Origin of the sequence: Aurantimonas aggregata (assembly GCF_010500835.1) — a bacterium.
GTDB lineage: Bacteria > Pseudomonadota > Alphaproteobacteria > Rhizobiales > Rhizobiaceae > Aurantimonas > Aurantimonas aggregata.
The window spans coordinates 125,206-142,519 of sequence record NZ_JAAAMJ010000009.1 but is presented as its reverse complement, the minus strand read 5'-3'; the positions used below and the strand labels follow the sequence as shown (position 1 = coordinate 142,519).

At 64.1% G+C, this 17,314-nt stretch carries 15 protein-coding genes and 2 pseudogenes; 11 read left to right on the top strand and 6 right to left on the bottom strand.

All coding sequences use genetic code 11. The annotated features are described in order from the left end of the window. Window positions 1-79 precede the first annotated feature (79 nt). Together GTW51_RS24500 and GTW51_RS24495 are read right to left on the bottom strand one after the other, a co-directional pair. A complete protein-coding gene (locus tag GTW51_RS24500) occupies window positions 80-229 on the bottom strand; it encodes a hypothetical protein (RefSeq protein ID WP_343034014.1) in 150 nt (49 codons plus the stop codon). Continuing rightward, window positions 220-570 (bottom strand): SOS response-associated peptidase family protein, encoded by a 351-nt coding sequence (locus tag GTW51_RS24495; RefSeq protein WP_343034013.1) that lies wholly within the window; start codon window positions 568-570, stop codon window positions 220-222. Before GTW51_RS24495 ends, GTW51_RS24500 begins: the two co-directional genes overlap by 10 nt. Window positions 571-1,196: 626 nt before the next feature. On the opposite strand from GTW51_RS24495, the gene GTW51_RS13330 reads away from it, so the two are divergent. From GTW51_RS13330 to GTW51_RS13310, 5 genes are all read left to right on the top strand, one after another. After that, the gene (locus GTW51_RS13330) at window positions 1,197-2,885 is read left to right on the top strand and encodes an MOSC domain-containing protein (protein ID WP_203566062.1); all 1,689 of its coding nucleotides are present in this window, start codon (window positions 1,197-1,199) and stop codon (window positions 2,883-2,885) included. Between the two features lie 36 nt (window positions 2,886-2,921). Next, on the top strand, window positions 2,922-3,539 hold the full coding sequence (locus GTW51_RS13325; protein WP_203566061.1) for a TVP38/TMEM64 family protein: 618 nt from the start codon (window positions 2,922-2,924) through the stop codon (window positions 3,537-3,539). Between the two features lie 122 nt (window positions 3,540-3,661). Further along, the gene (locus GTW51_RS13320) at window positions 3,662-5,299 is read left to right on the top strand and encodes an ATP-binding protein (protein WP_163044425.1); all 1,638 of its coding nucleotides are present in this window, start codon (window positions 3,662-3,664) and stop codon (window positions 5,297-5,299) included. A gap of 320 nt (window positions 5,300-5,619) precedes the next feature. Beyond that, a complete protein-coding gene (locus GTW51_RS13315; RefSeq protein ID WP_163044424.1) occupies window positions 5,620-6,186 on the top strand; it encodes a GNAT family N-acetyltransferase in 567 nt (188 codons plus the stop codon). A 56-nt stretch (window positions 6,187-6,242) separates the two neighbouring features. Continuing rightward, the gene (locus tag GTW51_RS13310; protein WP_163044423.1) at window positions 6,243-6,842 is read left to right on the top strand and encodes a TetR/AcrR family transcriptional regulator; all 600 of its coding nucleotides are present in this window, start codon (window positions 6,243-6,245) and stop codon (window positions 6,840-6,842) included. A gap of 477 nt (window positions 6,843-7,319) precedes the next feature. Here GTW51_RS13310 and GTW51_RS13305 read toward each other — a convergent pair whose 3' ends face one another. After that, complete coding sequence (locus GTW51_RS13305; RefSeq protein ID WP_343034012.1) at window positions 7,320-8,195, bottom strand: LysR family transcriptional regulator; 876 nt, start codon at window positions 8,193-8,195, stop codon at window positions 7,320-7,322. A gap of 124 nt (window positions 8,196-8,319) precedes the next feature. Here GTW51_RS13305 and GTW51_RS13300 point away from each other — a divergent pair, with 124 nt between their 5' ends. The 4 genes and pseudogenes from GTW51_RS13300 to GTW51_RS13285 all read left to right on the top strand — a co-directional run bounded on the left by GTW51_RS13300 (window position 8,320) and on the right by GTW51_RS13285 (window position 11,475). After that, the gene (locus GTW51_RS13300) at window positions 8,320-8,901 is read left to right on the top strand and encodes an NAD(P)H-dependent oxidoreductase (RefSeq protein ID WP_163044421.1); all 582 of its coding nucleotides are present in this window, start codon (window positions 8,320-8,322) and stop codon (window positions 8,899-8,901) included. Window positions 8,902-8,905: 4 nt separating this feature from the next. After that, window positions 8,906-9,328 (top strand): DUF6220 domain-containing protein, encoded by a 423-nt coding sequence (locus tag GTW51_RS13295; RefSeq protein WP_163044420.1) that lies wholly within the window; start codon window positions 8,906-8,908, stop codon window positions 9,326-9,328. 727 nt (window positions 9,329-10,055) lie between these two features. Then, a pseudogene (locus GTW51_RS24620) lies at window positions 10,056-10,280 on the top strand (DUF2306 domain-containing protein); the annotation flags it as partial. A 49-nt stretch (window positions 10,281-10,329) separates the two neighbouring features. Next, on the top strand, window positions 10,330-11,475 hold the full coding sequence (locus tag GTW51_RS13285; protein ID WP_163044418.1) for an adenylate/guanylate cyclase domain-containing protein: 1,146 nt from the start codon (window positions 10,330-10,332) through the stop codon (window positions 11,473-11,475). Window positions 11,476-11,799: 324 nt separating this feature from the next. Here GTW51_RS13285 and GTW51_RS13280 read toward each other — a convergent pair whose 3' ends face one another. Both GTW51_RS13280 and GTW51_RS13275 read right to left on the bottom strand, forming a co-directional pair. Continuing rightward, complete coding sequence (locus GTW51_RS13280; protein ID WP_163044417.1) at window positions 11,800-13,239, bottom strand: amidohydrolase family protein; 1,440 nt, start codon at window positions 13,237-13,239, stop codon at window positions 11,800-11,802. Further along, window positions 13,236-13,949, bottom strand: coding sequence for a GntR family transcriptional regulator (locus tag GTW51_RS13275; RefSeq protein WP_163044416.1), 714 nt, complete (start codon window positions 13,947-13,949; stop codon window positions 13,236-13,238). Before GTW51_RS13275 ends, GTW51_RS13280 begins: the two co-directional genes overlap by 4 nt. 230 nt (window positions 13,950-14,179) lie before the next feature. Between GTW51_RS13275 and GTW51_RS23935 the strand changes: the two are divergent. Together GTW51_RS23935 and GTW51_RS13265 are read left to right on the top strand one after the other, a co-directional pair. Continuing rightward, window positions 14,180-14,401: pseudogene (locus tag GTW51_RS23935) on the top strand (winged helix-turn-helix domain-containing protein); the annotation flags it as partial. Between the two features lie 257 nt (window positions 14,402-14,658). Beyond that, the gene (locus GTW51_RS13265; RefSeq protein WP_163044415.1) at window positions 14,659-15,771 is read left to right on the top strand and encodes an FAD-dependent monooxygenase; all 1,113 of its coding nucleotides are present in this window, start codon (window positions 14,659-14,661) and stop codon (window positions 15,769-15,771) included. 90 nt (window positions 15,772-15,861) lie between these two features. Here GTW51_RS13265 and GTW51_RS13260 read toward each other — a convergent pair whose 3' ends face one another. Next, on the bottom strand, window positions 15,862-17,295 hold the full coding sequence (locus GTW51_RS13260; protein ID WP_163044414.1) for a M20 family metallopeptidase: 1,434 nt from the start codon (window positions 17,293-17,295) through the stop codon (window positions 15,862-15,864). Between the last annotated feature and the right edge of the window lie 19 nt (window positions 17,296-17,314).

The following is a 17,314-nucleotide window of genomic DNA, read 5'->3' as shown; positions in this document are numbered from 1 at the left end:
GTCGCTGACGCATTCTTCGGTTGCAGTGCTGCGTTGACAGCCAACTGATCCAAGACCTCGAGTGCTTGAAGATTATTTTCTATCTCGCCGCCTTCACGTTGTTATTCTCCCCATGCGCCACGATTTGCAACTTGTCATCGGTCAGCAAGCGCTGCAAGGCCGACGCCTCCGACCACTCCGCGCGCATCCAGACGTAAATCTCCGCCGGCTCCGTCAGGATCACCGGCATCGTATTTGGGTAGATCGACGCTGCGACCGCCTTCGGCTCGCAGGTGAGGAGAGAGCGAATAGGTCAGCATTAGTCTCGCCGTCCCCGGCCTTCCAGATCCCGATCCAGTTCGTCCAGATTCCGGCGAACACCATCAGGGGGCGGCTCTTATTGCGCGCGAACCAGACCGGCACCTTCTTGTTCTGAGCGGTCTTCTCATACTGCGAGAAGCTGGTGAACGGCACGACGCAGCGGTTCGCAGGGCCAAGCCAGCGCGCCCGATGCGGCGATGTCACATCGTCGACTTTGGTTACGCGGCAGTCAACGATCTTACTTTGTGGTTCGGACTGCGCCGATGGCATGCCCCCCAACGCATCATCGTCAGTTCGCGCTCCCCATCGGCGTTCCGCACGACCGGGGCCGAGTAATCAGGGAAGACACCCGGCAGCGGCGGCAGGTTGCCTGTTCGATCCCGCAGGGCGCGGGTGAACTCGAGGATTGCTGCCTGGCCCTTGGTGATCGAGTAGAGATTGCACATCACCGCAGGAGAGCACAGGCCGCTACGGCCGTCGAGGAACTGCCCGAGGGCATCGAATAGTCGTCCCGGCCGCTCAGTGGCAGGTCAACACACTCTCGCTCATTCCAGGCAGGCATCGCGCTGCGGCCCTGCCTATCGAGCACTGCTAGCGGGCTGCGTGGCCCTGTCGTGGTCGAGACGCTGAAATGTGGCGACTTCCGGCGCGAAACGCGAGTAGCAGCGCTTGTCCAGATGCTGGAAGAGCAGCCATTCCGCGAAGCTTCAAGGCTTTGTTGTCCCCGCGATCGCTCCGGGCAATGCGAGTTGAGGACATGATCCTCTGTCTCTTACCTCTGAGCCATGGCGACCGGCACCGGCGGGTCCAGAGACAAGAGAGACAAGATGCAGCCACCCGCGCCTCCAACCGCAACCATCGTTGCGCTCAGCGTCGCACGGCCCAGCGTGGTGAACATGAACGGGCGTGAGGTGACGACCTCGATCGTCCGTTCGCCTTCCAATCTGCCGCTGGCCGTGATCGAGGGGGGTATCTCCGAAAATGAGCCTGCCGTGCACACAGAGCACGTCCTCGCCTTTCCCTCCGAGCACTACGACTACTGGAGCGATCGACTGGGGACGCCCCGCGAGAGCTGGGACTGGTGTTGGTTCGGCGAGAACCTGACGGTCGCCGGGATCTCCGAGGAAGACCTGCATGTCGGCGATGTCGTCGACATCGGTACGGCCCGCTTCCGGGTTACGTCGCCACGCATTCCCTGCTTCAAGGTGGCCTGGCGGATCGGGCAGCCCGACAGCATCCTGCCGAAGCTGTTGGAGACCGGGCGCGTTGGGTTCCACCTCGAAGTGTTGAGGCCCGGCACGGTTCGGATGACGGACGTGCTCACGGTGAGCGCCCGGGAGACGCAGGCGATAACGGTCGCGGAACTTGCGCGGCTGCTGCTGTCTCAATCGCCGGATGCGCTGCCACGGCTGAAGGATGTGCTTGCCCTTCCGGCGCTGGGCTACAAGGCGCGCAACGCCGTTCGGCAACGGATCAACCTGATCGAGGACAAGCAGCGGCTGGGAACCGGCCGCTGGCGCGGCTGGCGCCCGTTCACCGTCGGCGCTGTCCGCAGGGAAGCCGAGGGCATTTCCTCCTTCGATCTGCGGCCCGAGGACGGAAAGCCGATCGCGCCGCCGGCTCCCGGACAGTTCCTGACCGTCCGGCTGGATCTTCCCGGCAAGGGCGACGTCGTCCGCCCCTGGACTATCAGCGGCTTCGACCTCGAGCGGAACGAGTACCGGATCACCGTTCGACGGATGGAGGGCGGGCACGCCTCGCAGATCATGCACGAACGCATCGTGCCGAAGAGCCGGCTCTTCCTCCGCCCGCCCGCCGGGCAGTTCACGCTGGACCGCGGCGGGTTCCGGCGTATCGCCATGATCAGCGGCGGGATCGGCGTGACGCCACTCCTCGCGATGTTGAAGGACTACGTCGCACTGGGTGAGCAGGCCCCGCCGCTGCTCTGGTTGCAGGTCGTCCGGAACAGCCGCCTCCATCCCTTCGCCTTGGAGGTGCAGGCGCTGCTGTCAAAGGCGCCGCTGGTGCAGCGTGTCATCTGGTACACCCATCCGGAGGCGGATGACGTCCCGGGCCTCGACTACGATCGAGCCGGACGACCGACCGCGGCCCAGATCGAGGAAATCGTTCGGCCACAATACGTTGTCCGGCCCTTTGGCAAGGATGTCCCTCTTCCCGGCACCGAGACCGAATTCTACGTCTGCGGACCAACGGGACTGGAAGCGATGATCCGATCGGCCCTGCTCGGGCTTGCGGTTCGGCCCGGCCTCGTCCGCTCCGAGACGTTTGCGGCGGTTGGAAGAGCGGCTCCTGCCGCGGTCGACAGGGCGAGGGTGCACTTCACGAAATCCGGCGTCTGGATGGACTGGCATGCCGACGACGGACTGACATTGCTGGACCTGGCCGAGGCGGGCGGTCTCGAACCACCCTACGCATGCCGGACGGGCGGGTGCCAAAGCTGCGCTCAGCGCCTTGTCGAGGGCTCGGTCGACTACAACCCGACGCCTGCGAACCCGCAGGAGCCAGGCTCCGTGTTGCTTTGCTGCGCCCGGCCGGCCTCGACGACGCTGCGGATCGATCTGTGACCCAGACCCGGCTGAAATCGGAACGAGGAGCATAGGATGCGTCTGCTGTTACTCCTGGCGGGATTGGTCGGTCTCTCGGCGATCCCATTCATGGCCTTCGGCGAACGCTTCGAGGCGGGAGAGTTCCTGGCGTTCATACAATCCGACAGCCCCTGGGCTGCCGTTCTCGGGGTCGCAGCGATGGCCGCGGATCTGGTGATCCCGTTTCCCGCCCAAGCCATCATGACCAATTTCGGCATGAGCCGGGGGTGGTTCATGGGCGGCCTGCTGGGTTCGGCCGGGACCTTTACCGCCGGATTTCTCGCCTACTGGCTCTGCCGTCTGTTGGGGCAGAGGGCGGTGAACTTCATTGCCGGCGAAGAGGATGCGGCGCGACTGAAGTCCTTCTTCGAACGCCATGGATTCTGGTCGATCGCGGTGTCGCGCTGGATTCCGCTGGTGCCGGAGGTCATCTCGTCACTGGCCGGAGCGGCCCGAATGGCGCAGTGGCGATTCATGGCGGGCAACCTTATCGGAAGCCTCTCCGTCGGTTTCGCCTACAGCACGTTGGGCTCGATGGACAGCGTGCCGGGCTACGTCCTCTTTGCCATCTCCATCGCGATCCCCGTCCTCATGCTGGGAATATTCACGTTGGTTCTCGCCCGCTCCTACTGAGCGCAAAGTCGGCGCCTGGCTTCGTGCTGAACGAGATCCGGTGATCGGCAGAACAGTCCGGGCGAATCCGGAAAGGCTGCCCGCGGCACCCGCGGTAACCCTTGCTATAAGAGGCACTTCTTATGATCGGTGTCGTTTGCCTGAATAAGCGCGCGGTTTTCCACGCAAACCACCTCAGCGTGGTTTGGCGCGCCGTCACCCGAACGATTATCGAAAGCGTTCGGTTTCACCGTCTTATCGATGCTGACGCAGGTGCAGGCCAGGAGTTCGCCGTTCGTCTCCAGTCGTCGGCAGCGTCCGGTGGCACGCCAAAACCTCCGGGAGCGGAAGTCACGCATCGGCGCCTTGCCGACGCTGACTCATGGGTCCGTCCGGGGCACGCGCGGCGGCGGCTCCGTCGACGTGGCCGCCGTCCGGCCGCGATGGTTTCTCCCCGCCGGTTCGCGCCTCGCACGATCCGGGGACAGATGCTTGTCGTCATCATCGTCGCGATCATCGCTGCGATGCTCCTTGGGCACGTCGTCGAGGAAGAGTTCAGTTCCGACAGCTACCTCACCTTCTCGGACACGGAAAGGACCGTCGAGAGAGCATTGGCGGTCGCATCGATGCTCGAGGTCTCGACGCCGCCCGAGCGCGCGTTGATCGTGGCGAGGGCCAGACAGAGAGACATCGACGTCACTCTTGTCAGCGCCTCTGCGGCAGCGCGCATGACAGCAGCCTCTCCGACGCTCAGCCGTTCCGAACGTGTCGCCGCGTATATCTTCTCGCCGGAATACGTCCTGCCTTCAGGCGGAAGGCGGATCGCGCTGGAAGGTCGTCCCGCCCTATCCCTCCCGATCGACGGGAACTCGGTGCTGCTCGTCAGGGACTTGCCTTACATCCTCTACAGCGACGGCTTCCTCGGACCGGTCGTCTACTTCGCGTTGTGCTTCGTCACCATGTTCGCATTCCTGTCGATATTCGCCATGCGCAGGGTCGCCAGCCCGCTTGCCACGATATCCCGGGAATTGGATCGATCCGACGGTGTGAGCGAGGACATGATGCTTGCCGAAAGCGGCACGGCCGAGTTGGACAGCCTGGTAAGAGCCCTGAATGGAATGAGGTCCCGCATCCGGGAGATGATCGATAATCGGACGCGGATGCTCCGGAGCGTGAGCCACGATCTTCGTACCCCGCTCACCCGTTTGCGGCTGCGTTCGGAACGTCTGGAGGACCTTGAACTGCGCAAGGGGATGATGTCGGACATCGACCAGATCAACGCGCTGGTCGAGGAGACACTGGATTATCTGAGGGCAGACGCCACGGGAGAAAAGGCCGAGCGGACGGACATCGCCAGCCTCCTGCAGACGGTTCAGGCGGACTTCGCCGATGTCGGCTTTGCCGTGACCTACCTCGGGCCCGACAAGCTTGCGGCAGACTGCAAGCCGAAAGCACTGGTGCGGGCCGTAACCAATCTCTGCGAGAACTCGCTCAAGTTCGGCACCCGTGCCGAGATCTCGCTGACGCGGGTCGACGAGACGATCAGGATCGATGTCGCCGACGACGGTCCCGGCATTCCGGCGCACCAGCGCAAACTGGTTCTTGAGCCGTTCTCCAAGCTGGACGCGTCCCGCGAATCGAGCAAAAGTCCCGGATTCGGACTGGGCCTATCGATCGTCTCCGATGTCGTGCGGGCGCATTGCGGCCGGATCGAGCTTGACGACAATCGACCCAGGGGACTGATCGTCAGGCTCCATCTGCCCGAGCGCCTCAGCGACTGAGTCACGCCATCGAACAGCATGCCGCAAATCTGCTGCGTAGCCAGTTGGGCATGATCTCGAGCGTCGTCGCCTCGACGGCGTCTGCAGATTGGCAGGCTCTAAGCTGTGAAAGCAGAACATGCTGAAACACGCCGGTCACCCGCGGCGAATAGTGGATCGCCGCCGGTCTGGAAAAAGCTCCAAGGTCGCCCGGTCCAACTGCGCCGTCGGCCTCATGCCGAGGCAAGGGCATCTGTTTCTGTGGCGCTTCAGGGAGAGGCGGTCTCGGCGAAGAAGAATGAAGCAAGCTGGCTTCGGCCTGACAGGAGCGAGGTAAACCGATGGCAGACGAGATGTTCTGGAGACTGGCAGAAGCGGATGACGCCCTTGCAATCAACGCGTTGGCAGCCCGGTCTATTCGCGCCCTTCATACTGGAAGCTATGACGATGCGGTCATCACCGTCGCGATCGAGCACGCTTACGGCGTGGACTGGCAGTTGGTGCATGACCGGACCTATTTCGTCGTCGAACTGGACGGGGCCCTCGCGGGCGCTGGCGGCTGGAGTTATCGAGAAACAATTGCCGGTGCGCATGGGCCGGAGGATCCCCCGGGCAATCCCCTGCACCCCTCCTCCCACGCGGCGAGGGTGCGCGCGTTCTACGTCGAGCCAGGCCTTACCCGCCGCGGCGTCGGCGCCCTCCTGCTCCGGCTCAGCGAGGACGCCGCGCGGGAGGCAGGGTTTACCCGGGCGGAGCTCACGGCCACGCTGCCTGCCGTGCGTTTCTATGCGAGATACGGGTACCTTCCGACGGGCGCCTATGTCGTGCCGCTGCCCAACGGCCTGTCCTTGACGCTGGAGTCGATGACGAAACGATTGGCTCAACCCCTGGCGATGGATGCTGTATAGGAACGGGCATATAGCGGGAGGCCGTCCTCCCGCCGCAGCGGTCTGGAACGGCACCGATGAATTCGCTCATCTCGCTCCGTAAGAAACCTACCCAGAAGCGTTCATCTGCGACGGTTGCTGCGATCCTTGAGGCGGCGGCTCTCATCCTCGAGACCTCCGGTCTGGAAAACTACAACACCAACGAGATCGCCGCACGAGCGGGAGTCAGTATCGGCTCGCTCTATCAGTATTTCCCCGGGAAGGATGCCATCACCCGGAAGCTGATCGCCCGCGAGATGGAACAGTTGCGCGACACCCTGGCGGACGTCGCATTCCTTCACAGCGGCCATTCCGGCCTTCATCATCTGCTTGCGGCGGCGATAAACTGCCAACTCAGACGGCCGGTGCTGGCGCGCGTGCTGGATCTGGAGGAAGCCCGGTTGCCGCCTGATGAGGATGTCGAGCGGCTGGCAAGTCAGATCGACAAGATCGTTCATCGCTGTCTTGCCGCTCCCGATCTTCCCGAATCCGCTCGCGCTCCGGAAGCCGTGGGTGACATTGTCGCCATCATCAAGGGAATGGTCGATGCGGCGGAACGGCGAGGCGAAACGGATATTTCGTCCCTCACGTCGCGTGTCAGCAAGAGTGTGTTCGGCTATTTGGGTTGTGCTCCCTGACATGGTGAGGCGCCTGCCGCTCCTTCGGCTTCCTCCCCTGCAAGCCGAATGCCCAGATCGGTCCACAACTCCGCTATTCACCGTCAGGAACGGCGTCTGCTGATCGACGATCTTACCGGATGATTCGACCCCAAGACGGCAGGATGGCTTCTGTGTCGAGATCAGGACGCGCGTTGCCGCCGATCCGGCTCGCGCTTGATGGTGCTGGCGAATTGCCCGAACGTCAGCGGTAATAGACGGTCGAGTCTGGCGGCATTCCAGCAAGACCCGTCCGTGAAGTTCGTTGCACGCGCCAAGATCGGGGGCGACATGGTGTTGATGTCCCCCCCATGCGCTGAAAGGGCTGGTCGAGCCGATACACGTTCGAACCAGGCCCTTCGGTCATGATCCCCCCGGCGTCCCGGCACAGCTTGACCGCAGAGCTGCGGCACGGCGGATACAGGAGACGGTCGCACAAACCGAGGCCGGGCGGTATATTCACTCGTCCGCCGCTGGCGCGAGTATCGTCGCGATGGTTTCGACGACGTGGCGTATGCCTGGATCGTTCGCGTGCCGCGCATGCCACCCGAGGTGCAATGGGAAGCCTTCAGTTGGGATCGGTGGCTCGAAAGCCACGAGGCCGCCTTCCGCATGCAGGTGAAAGCTCCGGCGGGGCATGGTGGCGATCAGGTCCGTCGCGAGAAGAATGCGCGGGACCACCTGAAAGGAAGGTACGACGATCCCGACGCGACGCGATCGTCCGAGGGATTTCAGTCGCGGATCGAGTGGTGACCGCAGATCGCCGCGGCCCGATACGAGCACGTGCGCCCACTCGAGCCAGCTGTCGAGGCCGAAATTGGATGCGGCCGGATGGCCTCGTCGCATCGCCACCACATAATCTTCCTCGAAAAGTGCCCGGCGTTCGACGTTCTCCTCCTCCCAATCGAAGACCGAAATCGCAAGATCGGCCTCTCCGTCCAGCAAGTCCCGTATGGCCGCATCCGCCCCCTGCCATGACCGGAAGACGATCGTGATCCCGGGTGCCGTCTCCTGCAAGGTCGATATCAGGGCTGAAGCAACGAAGGACATCGGATCGTCTGCGCTGATCACCCTGATCACCTGGCGGATGTCCTTCAGCGCCGGCTCCGGCGGATCGATCAGATCCGCCACGTTCGCGAGAAGCGACCTGAGAGGCGTGCGCAGGCTCTCGGCCTTCGGCGTCCGGCGCATCGTGCCACCGCCGCGTTCGAGAAGCGGATCGCCGAACAGGTCGCGGCAGCGCTGGAGTGCATTGGACACGGCAGGCTGCGAGAGGTTCAGCCGGCGGGCCGCGCGGCTGACATGCGCCTCGTCAAGCAGGGCGTCGAGTATCACCAGCAGGTTCAGGTCAAGCGCTCTCAAATTCATGCGGTGTATATTGCGCTATAAGATTTATCAGTTGGAGTGATTTCTTCCGCCTCCCTACCTTGGCGTCATGACCAAAGCCAAGGAGGCCGACATGGCCAAGGCACTTGTACTTGTCTTCCACCGCGACCTGTCGAAGTCGAAGGCGAATGCCGCACTCGCCATTGCGGCAGATGGAATCGATGGAGTCGAGGTCGTCGACGTGCAGGCACGCTATCGCGATGGTGTGATCGACATGACGAAGGCGGCCGGCAGCGAGGCCGAAAAGCTCCTGGGCGCGGAACGGATCGTCCTGCAGTTCCCGATCCAGTGGTACTCGACCCCGGCGCTGCTCAAGGCGTGGCAAGATGCGGTTCTGACCCGCATGTACTACGTGTACCCGCGGGAAGAGGGCGGCCGGCTGGCCGGCACGCCCCTGATGGTCGCCGCGACGGCGGGCAACGCGCCGGAGGCATATGGGAGGGACGGCGGGAACCATTTCTCCATCGACGAGATACTGACGCCACTGAAGGCGACGGCCCATCGTTGCAGTCTGCCGTGGCAGGAGCCTCACATTGTCTTCACCGCCGACAAGCTCCAGCCAGAGGCGCTGGAGCAGGCGGCGCGCGGCTACGAGAGGGCACTCAGGAACTTCATTTCCAGGACGCCGGGGCGGGCCGTGCAGTGGGCGGCGTGATCCGATGCCGACTGTGACGCACGATACGTTTCGCCACCTCGATCTCGGCACGCCCGTATTCTTCACCCTCACCGCCAGAATCCTGCCTGGGCTCCTTGCCATCCGGTTCCTGCTGGTCGCTCAGCCGTTGTCTGGCGGCCTCTTGGGAGACATCCACGCCCTGATCGGCGACTTGGTCGGCTTTCAGGTGCTTGTCATCGCAGGATATGCGTTCTTCATGTCCCGATTGCGTGGCTTCGGATGGTGGGCATGCGTGATCGTTCTGACCTACCTTGCTCAATTCGCGCTTGCCGCGTCCGGGCCGGTGGCGCTCGTCTTCCACACCTTCAACGCCGCGTTGCTCCTGTCCGCTTCCCTCGTGCTTCTGTTCAAGGTCGAGCGGCGGCGCGCGCGAGAAGTGGGCCACGGGAGAGACATTGATCCATGACTCCTTCCAGACGCGAATTCCCTGCCCATGCGACCGAATAATCATGCGCGGGCGCAGCGGAGACGCTCGTCAGCAAAATCACGTCGCCAGCAGCTTCCGGAAACGCATAGCTTTGATGACCTGACGGCCAGGTCGAGTTTAAAATAACGCGTACATGACACCTGACCAACCAGCCCCGCAACGTTTCATCATCTAATGCAATGGTGAAGGTGCGAGAAATCCGTACGGATCATTGTCGGTAATTCATTTCCCAATGTGGAAGGAACTCGACATGATCGGCGTCGGCCACCCGTCAATGGCAGTATCTTCAACCCCTGAAAATGGCGCAGGATCCCTATGGTCATGGAGGGTGAGCGTGATCACCTCTTTCGTACCCACGATCGTCGCGCCGGGCTTCTACCGCTACGTACTCGATCTCCTCCTGTCCCGGATAACATCGGCGCAAACGCGTTCCGTGATCCCCGGCTGGTTCTCCACGCGGGATTCGCCTCGACGGCCCCATGCCGGGGGCCGTGCAGTTCGCCGCCATACCGTGGCGGGGAACATCGTCAGTCCACCGCCTCGTGGGCCGTGCTTCCGTTGTCTACTGCCTTGTCGGGGCTGCGAGTGGTCTCTTATGGGAGTTTGGATCGACTGCGGACCAATCACGTCCGCCGGCTTCGGCATGCTCGCCGTCGCCTGGAGCGTGGTCTACCTGCTCGGCTGACAACGCGCTGCGAACGGGCGTTTTGCCTCGGATCGACGCTGGATGGTTCGATCCTGGGCCCTGACGCCGGCGTCAGTCACGCTGCGATTGCTGAGGCCGTTGGCGGAAGTGGCGGACCTGCCACCGCTTCCCGCCTGTGGAGCGATCTCGGTCCGTTGCTGGGTGCCTAACCTGCTTATCGCCGAAATCTTTTTGCGCACCGAGGTGCGCGACATTGCGATGCCGTTCCGAAAACAGATCTCGTGACCCATTATGGGTCGAGACTCCGGAAGAAGGCGGCGCCTGCGGAGTATCCATGCTTCACTTCAAAGCTACGTTTTGGTTGATCATCGTACTTGCCGGGGCTGCGGCCGGCGCCTTGTACGAATCCTTTTTGGAGGGCGGCGGTTCGCCCGCGCGGGGAGCGGTGTTCGGCATTTGCATCGCCACCCTTACGACGATGCACGAACGTGGACTGTTTCTCGGGCAGATACGGGACTCGCTCCGGGGACTACCCGCCCCGGTCTCCTTCCTCGCCGCCGAGGCAGTCCTTCTTGTCATTGTGCTGATCGCGATGATCGCTGCCGGTTCGATATGCTGGATTTTTGGACTTGGGTGGGAGACGCTCTCGCAGGCGATCACCCCTTCCGGATCGGCGGTGGCTTATTCGCTTCTCGTCTGTGCAGCCTTCATTTTCGTCATTCGCATGCGTGATCTTTTGGGGGCGGGAACATTTTCCAAACTGATGCTGGGCCGTTACCACCGCCCCGTCAGCGAGGAACGGGCGTTCCTGTTTCTCGACGTCGTCGGCTCGACGGCTTATGCCGAAATGCATGGCGACTTTGCCGCTCAGGAGCTGCTCAAGGCCGTTTTCGCTGCAATCGCGGAACCGGTGCGGCGTCATAGAGGGCAAGTCGACGACTATATCGGTGACCAGATCATCGTGTCGTGGCCGCTCGAGCGCGGAACGGAGAACGCACGTTGCGTCGCCTGCGCCTTCACGATCAGGGCCGTATTGCAAAGGGATCGCCATCTATGGATCCAACGCTTCGGCCACGTACCGGAGCTACGGGCAGCCCTTCATGGCGGAAGCGTCGTCACTGCGGAAGTCGGCGTTGATCGGCACAAGATCGCTTATTTCGGTGATGTGATGAACGCGACAGCGCGCCTGGAAGGGCTCTGTCGTGAGACCGGAAGGGCCGTTTTGATTTCCGGCGATCTGCTGGGCCGACTTTCGTTTCTGCCTCGGTACATTTCAGTCGAAGATATCGGTGGACACCATTTCCGGGGCCGCAACGAAGTTATGAAAGTCCATTCGCTTAGTGAGGGGAATTATTTCCGGCGGCTTACCACAGGGGTTCGTTATGAACGTATGCGCCTTCTGAAGTACAAGTGGGATTACGTAAGAGCGTTAAATTTGATACGTACGATGTTATCCGTCCGTTTATGCGACAATGTATAAAATCTGTCCGGCTTTACATGCTCTCTCCACCGAGATTAATTCAAATCGGTCGGTGTCTTCCCCATGGGATGCGATCATGACATCTCGGATGGTACGTTCATGGGCGGACTAGGCCGGGGGTCCACGGAGCGACCATCAATAGGGTCGGCCGAGCTGTAACATAAGTCACCGTTCGACGGCGTCGGTATGATTTTGTCATATTATCTGCCGCCGGTTCAGAGCCATGATCCTGATCCGGTTGCTGAAATATCCGACGGAACCTCACGCTCGACTTCTGCCGCCTCGCAAACATGCCGTTGCGCCAGCGTCGCCGTCCAGCAAGGCCTATTGGGCTCGCGTGTAGTAATCCCGGATCCGGCTCTGGAGAGCCGCGACCGTTTCGGCGGTCTCCGCTACGGATCTTGCTCGGGCCGACCGAGTGGCGAGCGACTGCCAGCGAGCGAGGCGCTGCCGGTCTGCCTCGCCGGCACGATAGCGGATCAGGCCATCGGTCATGGTAAGGACCACGTCGCCGCCGTGACCGCGTCCAAGGATGAGGTCGAGAAGCTCGATCGGCGGGGTGGTCTCCGCGCCGGCGATGCGATCGAGGGCGAGGGCGATGAGGTCTGCCGGCGCACCGACATCAAGCACGCCGCTGTTCTCAGGCAGGAATGCCGCCCGACCGCCGTTGCGGGTGGCGAGCGCCAGCGCCTGATGCGCCGAGGGTCCCGCGCCCTCGATGCCGGGCACCCGCGCAGCGACGGTGGCGAGCCGCAACTCGCGCAGATAATCCTCGTCGTCGGATAGCGCGCAGTTGTCCGTCCCGACGGCGAGCGTGCAACCGGCCGCCAGGATCGAGGCCAGCGGCGGCATGCCGTTGAACAGGCGCAAATTCGAGCCTGGATTGGCGACGATCACCAGATCGTTGTCGCGGGCGACCCGCAGGTCCGGCTCCCCGAGGTAGACGCCATGGGCGCAGCTCGTGCGGGCATGGAAGACGCCCAGCGAGCTGAGCCGGGCAAGCGTGCCTTCCGGGTAGAGGTCGCGACAGGCCTGCGCCTGCGCCGGCGACTCCAAGAGATGGAAGTGCAGCCCGACCTGCCGCTCCACCGCATCCGCCGCGAGCGCTCGCCACGCTTCGTCGCTCACCCATTGCGGCCCGGCCGGGCCGTAGGCGAAGGAGAGCGTCGGCGTACCCGCCCACTGCGCCTGCAGCCGGTCCATCAGCGCGAATGTCGCCTTCAGGTTGGAGGCATAAGGCGCATTGAGAGGGACATCGTCGCTCCGCGTCCCATCGTTTCCAGGATAGAACCGATGGCCGCGATCCTGGTAGCCGACGCAGATCGTCGCCCGGAGCCCGCTATTGGCATAGGCGCGGATCGTCGCGTCAAGTTCCTGCTCGTAGTCGCCGGAACCGTAGGCATAGTTGGCGTGCAGCGTCGCCGTGACGCCATTCGCCAGCATCGCCTCGGCGGCAAGGCGGGTCACGGCATAGATGTCGGGCGGGCCGTGGCGGCGACGCCCCGCGATCCAAGGCTCTAGCGCATCGTCCGCATAGCCGAGCAGCATCTGGCTGAGGCCGCGGCCGTGCTGGTGGGCGTTGACGAAGCCGGGCAGGATCGCCGCATGCCCGAGATCGATTACCGATACCTGCGGCCAGCGCGCCACGATTTCGGCGCGACTGCCGCTGTCCTTGATGCGTCCGTCGGCGATAAGGAGGCCGCCGTCTTCGATCCAGGCGGAACCGGCGGCCGGCAGGATGTGGTCGGCCGCAAGGATCATCATCCGGCGGCTCCCGGTTCGGCCAGCGTCTCGCCGAGCTGGCGCAGGATCGCTTCGCCGGTCAGGCGGTTGTGCTCTTCGAGGCGATGCGCGAGGTCCTGGGCCGCGCCGGCGCGCAGCATGACCATGATGCCGTCATGCTCCGCCATCGATTGCCCGATCCGTGCCGGCTGCTCGTTGATGGCGAAGCGCGCCCGCAGGATTTTCTGCTGCAGTCCCGAATAGACCTGCACGAGCGCATCGTTCCGGGTCGCGGCGGCGAGGGCTGCGTGGAACTCGTGGTTGAGCCGCGTATAGGCGGCGACGCCGCCGTCCTGGTAGTGCGAGCGAAGCTGTTCGTGAAGCTGCTCCAGATGCGCCAGTTGCGGCCGCCCGATGCGCTCCGGCAGCAGCAACCCGATCAGGCGTTCCAGTCCGCCCTTGACCTCGAACACCGCTGCGACCGCCGCGCGGTCGATCGGCACCACGACGGCGCCGCGATTGGGTCTGAGCGCGATGAAACCTTCTGCGGCAAGCACCTTCAGCGCCTCGCGCAACGGCGTGCGGGAGATGGCGAGGCGCTGGCAGAGCGCTGCCTCCGGCACGCGCTTGCCTTCCACCAGTTCGCCCCTCGTCACCAGGTCGCGCAACTCGGCGATGACCTGATCGTGGAGGTTGGTCGGGCCCGGCCTCGTCGGCGCCTCGTTCAGGCGATCGTCCTCCAGATCCTGCATCAGCTTTCCAAAGCCAACGTCGATACCTTCCCTGACGGCTGGACGCGCGGCGCGAAGATCGACCCGAAGCCGGCCAGCTTCTCCGTCGGAACGCCGATGGCGTCGAGGCAGCCCCACAGGGTAAAGGCGACCGAGTCGAGAACCGGGATACCCAGACGCCGCTCCAGCGCTGCAGCAACCAGCGGCCCACGCATGTTGGTGCAGACGATGGCGATCGCCTCCGGCCGGGCCTCCTGATCGCCTTCCTGCGATCGCCGCAGCAGATCCTGAGCCGCGAGCAGCTCATCGCCGCCACGCGCATGCACGACGAGGAGGTGTTCGACCGCAGCATAGACGTGCTGATCCTGCGGTTGCGGCGCAAGCTGGAGGCCGACCCGAGTAATCCTCGGCTCATCAGAACGGAGCGGGGGGTCGGATACATGCTGACCGCCGATGTGGAGACCGTCCGGTAGCGCGCGACAGGAAGGCGCGGGACCTTCGCTGGCCAAGGCCTCAGGATTTCAGATGTAGCGGAACGCGCGCAAACTGAAATGTCCGGCAAACTTGCGGCACCGATTGTCTGGACAATCCTCTTGAGGAGCCTGCGGCGATCTTCCCGCAGGTTTTCTGTCCATCGAAACGGGAAGGCCATCTGGCCGATCAACCGTCTCGTGCCGGTCATCTCGCATCGGCGAGATCTTTTTTTCCGCGGAACACAAGGTCTGCAATCGTGAAGATACTCATCGTGGGCGCCGGTATCGGCGGCCTCTCGCTGGCGCGCGCGCTGCTGAACCGCGGCATCAGCGCCGACATCATCGACTGGCGCTCGGATTGGCGCACGCCGGGCTTCGGGCTGTTCCTTCCCGGCAATGCCTCGCGAGCCTTCGGCCAACTCGGGCTGATGCCGCTCATTATGCAGTCGGCCGTGCCGATCGTCCGGCAGGATTTTCTCGATTTCCGCGGCAGGCTGCTCAGCCGCATCGACGCGGCGGCCTTCTGGGCCGGCTGCGGGCCCTGCCTGTCGCTGCCCCGCGCCGAAATGCACGCGATCCTGCGTGAATCGATCGAGACGCTGCCGATCCGCACCGGCGTCACCTTTTCGGACCTCCGGCAGACCTCCGGCGGCTGCGTCGTGACGTTCGATGACCAGAGCACCGCGACCTACGATCTCGTCGTCGGTGCCGATGGCCTGAACTCGACGGTCCGCCGTCTTGCCGTCGATCCGGCGCCGCCGTCCTACACCGGCGATGCTTGCTGGCGCTTCTTCGTTCCGAACATGATCGGGATTTCCTCCTGGACGGTGATGCTGGCCAAAGGTCGGTCCCTGCTGGTCATCCCGGTGGATCGCTCGACGCTCTACGTCAATGCCGGGATCGCCCATCCTTCCGGCGACTTCAGCGATTTTGGCGCGGCCGCGGACCTGCAGAAAATCTTTGCCGATTTTGGCGTGCCGTTGAGGCCTCTGCTGGACCGGTTGCCTCCCGCGACCGAAATGCATTTCAGCCGGATCGAGTCCGTGCAGCCGCAAACCACCGTCAGCGGCCGGGTCGTTCTGATCGGCGATGCGGCGCACGCGATGTCTCCCAGCATGGCAGAGGGGGCAGGCCTGGCCTGCGAGGACGCGGTTCTGCTGGCCGACGCGGTCACCGGAACGCACGATCTCGACGCCGCGCTGGAGGCCTACGCGCCGCGGCGTCAATCGCGCGTGGCCTGGGTCCAGAAGCAATCCCAAACCCGCGACAGAATTCGCTGGCTGCCACTGGCCCTCAGCGGCGGGCTTCTCCGGTTTGCCGGCGGCTCTCTCTACCGAAGAAGCTACGAGCCTTTGCTGATCGAGGCCTGACGTCCGTCGGAGCCTCCGACGACCGCCTCGACACGCTGTGAATGCGCCCGCGTGCCGGGGCGACGATCGCGCGTTCCGCCGCCGGGCGCCTCAGCCGCCTTGCGGTCGTGGCTGGATCGGCGGCTTCACCTCGGCGGGAATGGGCGAGGCGTAGGGCTTGCGGGCAAGCCGCGCCTGATGATCCGCCTTGGCCCGCGCCAGGAGCGCCGGATCGCCGAGCAGGTCGACCGCCGTGCCCGCCATCGCCTTGGCGGCGTAGACGAGGCCCTTCTTGGCGGCAGGCGCCTTGCCCTGCGCGGTGATCTGCCAGGAGTGACCGGGCGAGCCGATGGCGTGGGTCGCGACGCGCGCCTGCACCGTCGGCACCGCCCAGGAAACGTCGCCGACATCGGTCGATCCGATCATCGGCTCGCCGACCGAGCCGAACGGCACGATGAAGTCGCAGAGCGGGGTGTCGGAGCGCTCGTCGACGCCGTTGCTGAGATAGTCGTTGGCGATGTCCTCCTGGCTCAGCGTCGCCTGGATCCTGGCGGCGAAGGCCCGGTCGTCGGCGTCGAAGGGGACCGGCCCCAGCCGCTCCAGATTGGCCTGCATCGTCTCCTCCATCGGCGTGTTGGCCAGAAGGTTGGACACGGCGCTGAGGATGGTGACCTCGACCTCGGTGCCGGTCATCATCGCCGCGCCGCGGGCGACGTCGATCACCCGGGCATTCAGGGCCTTCATGCCGTGGATGTCGCGCGATCGCACGGCGTAGCGTACCTTGGCGCGCGCCTGCACGACGTTCGGCGCGATGCCGCCGCCGTCGATCATGGCGTAGTGGATGCGCGAATCCGCCGGCACGTGCTCGCGCAGATAGTTGACGCCGACATTCATCAGCTCGACCGCGTCGAGCGCGGAGCGCCCGAGATGCGGCGCCGCTGCCGCGTGCGAGGCGCGGCCCTTGAAGGTGAAGTCGATGCGGGTGTTGGCGAGCGACTTGGCGTCGTCGACCCGGGTCAGCGACGCCGGATGCCAGGTGATGGCGGCGTCGACGTCGTCGAAGAGGCCGTCGCGGACCATGAAGGCTTTGGCTGCGCCGCCTTCCTCGGCCGGGCAGCCGTAATAGCGGACCGTCCCCGGCAGCTTGTTCTCGGCGAGATAGTTCTTGAAGGCCGTGGCGGCGAGGAGCGCCGCCGAGCCCAGCATGTTGTGGCCGCAGCCATGGCCGTGGCCATTGCCGTCGAGCGGCTTCGGCTCGGCGATGTCGGCCTCCTGGCTGAGGCCGGGCAGGGCGTCGTATTCGCCGAGAAAGGCGATCACCGGGCCGCCGGAGCCGGCCTCGCCGATGACCGCGGTGGGAATGCCGGCCGGCCCCTCCGTCACCTTGTATCCCTCGTCGCGCAGCATCTTCGCGTGCTCGGCGCTCGACCGGTATTCGGTGTAGGCGATCTCCGGCATGCCCCAGATGCGATCGCTCAGCGCCTCGTAGTCGGCGCGCCTGGCGTCGACGAGGTTCCAGATGCGCTCGGCGTTGGATTGGGTCATGGTCTTTCTCTTGGCTTGT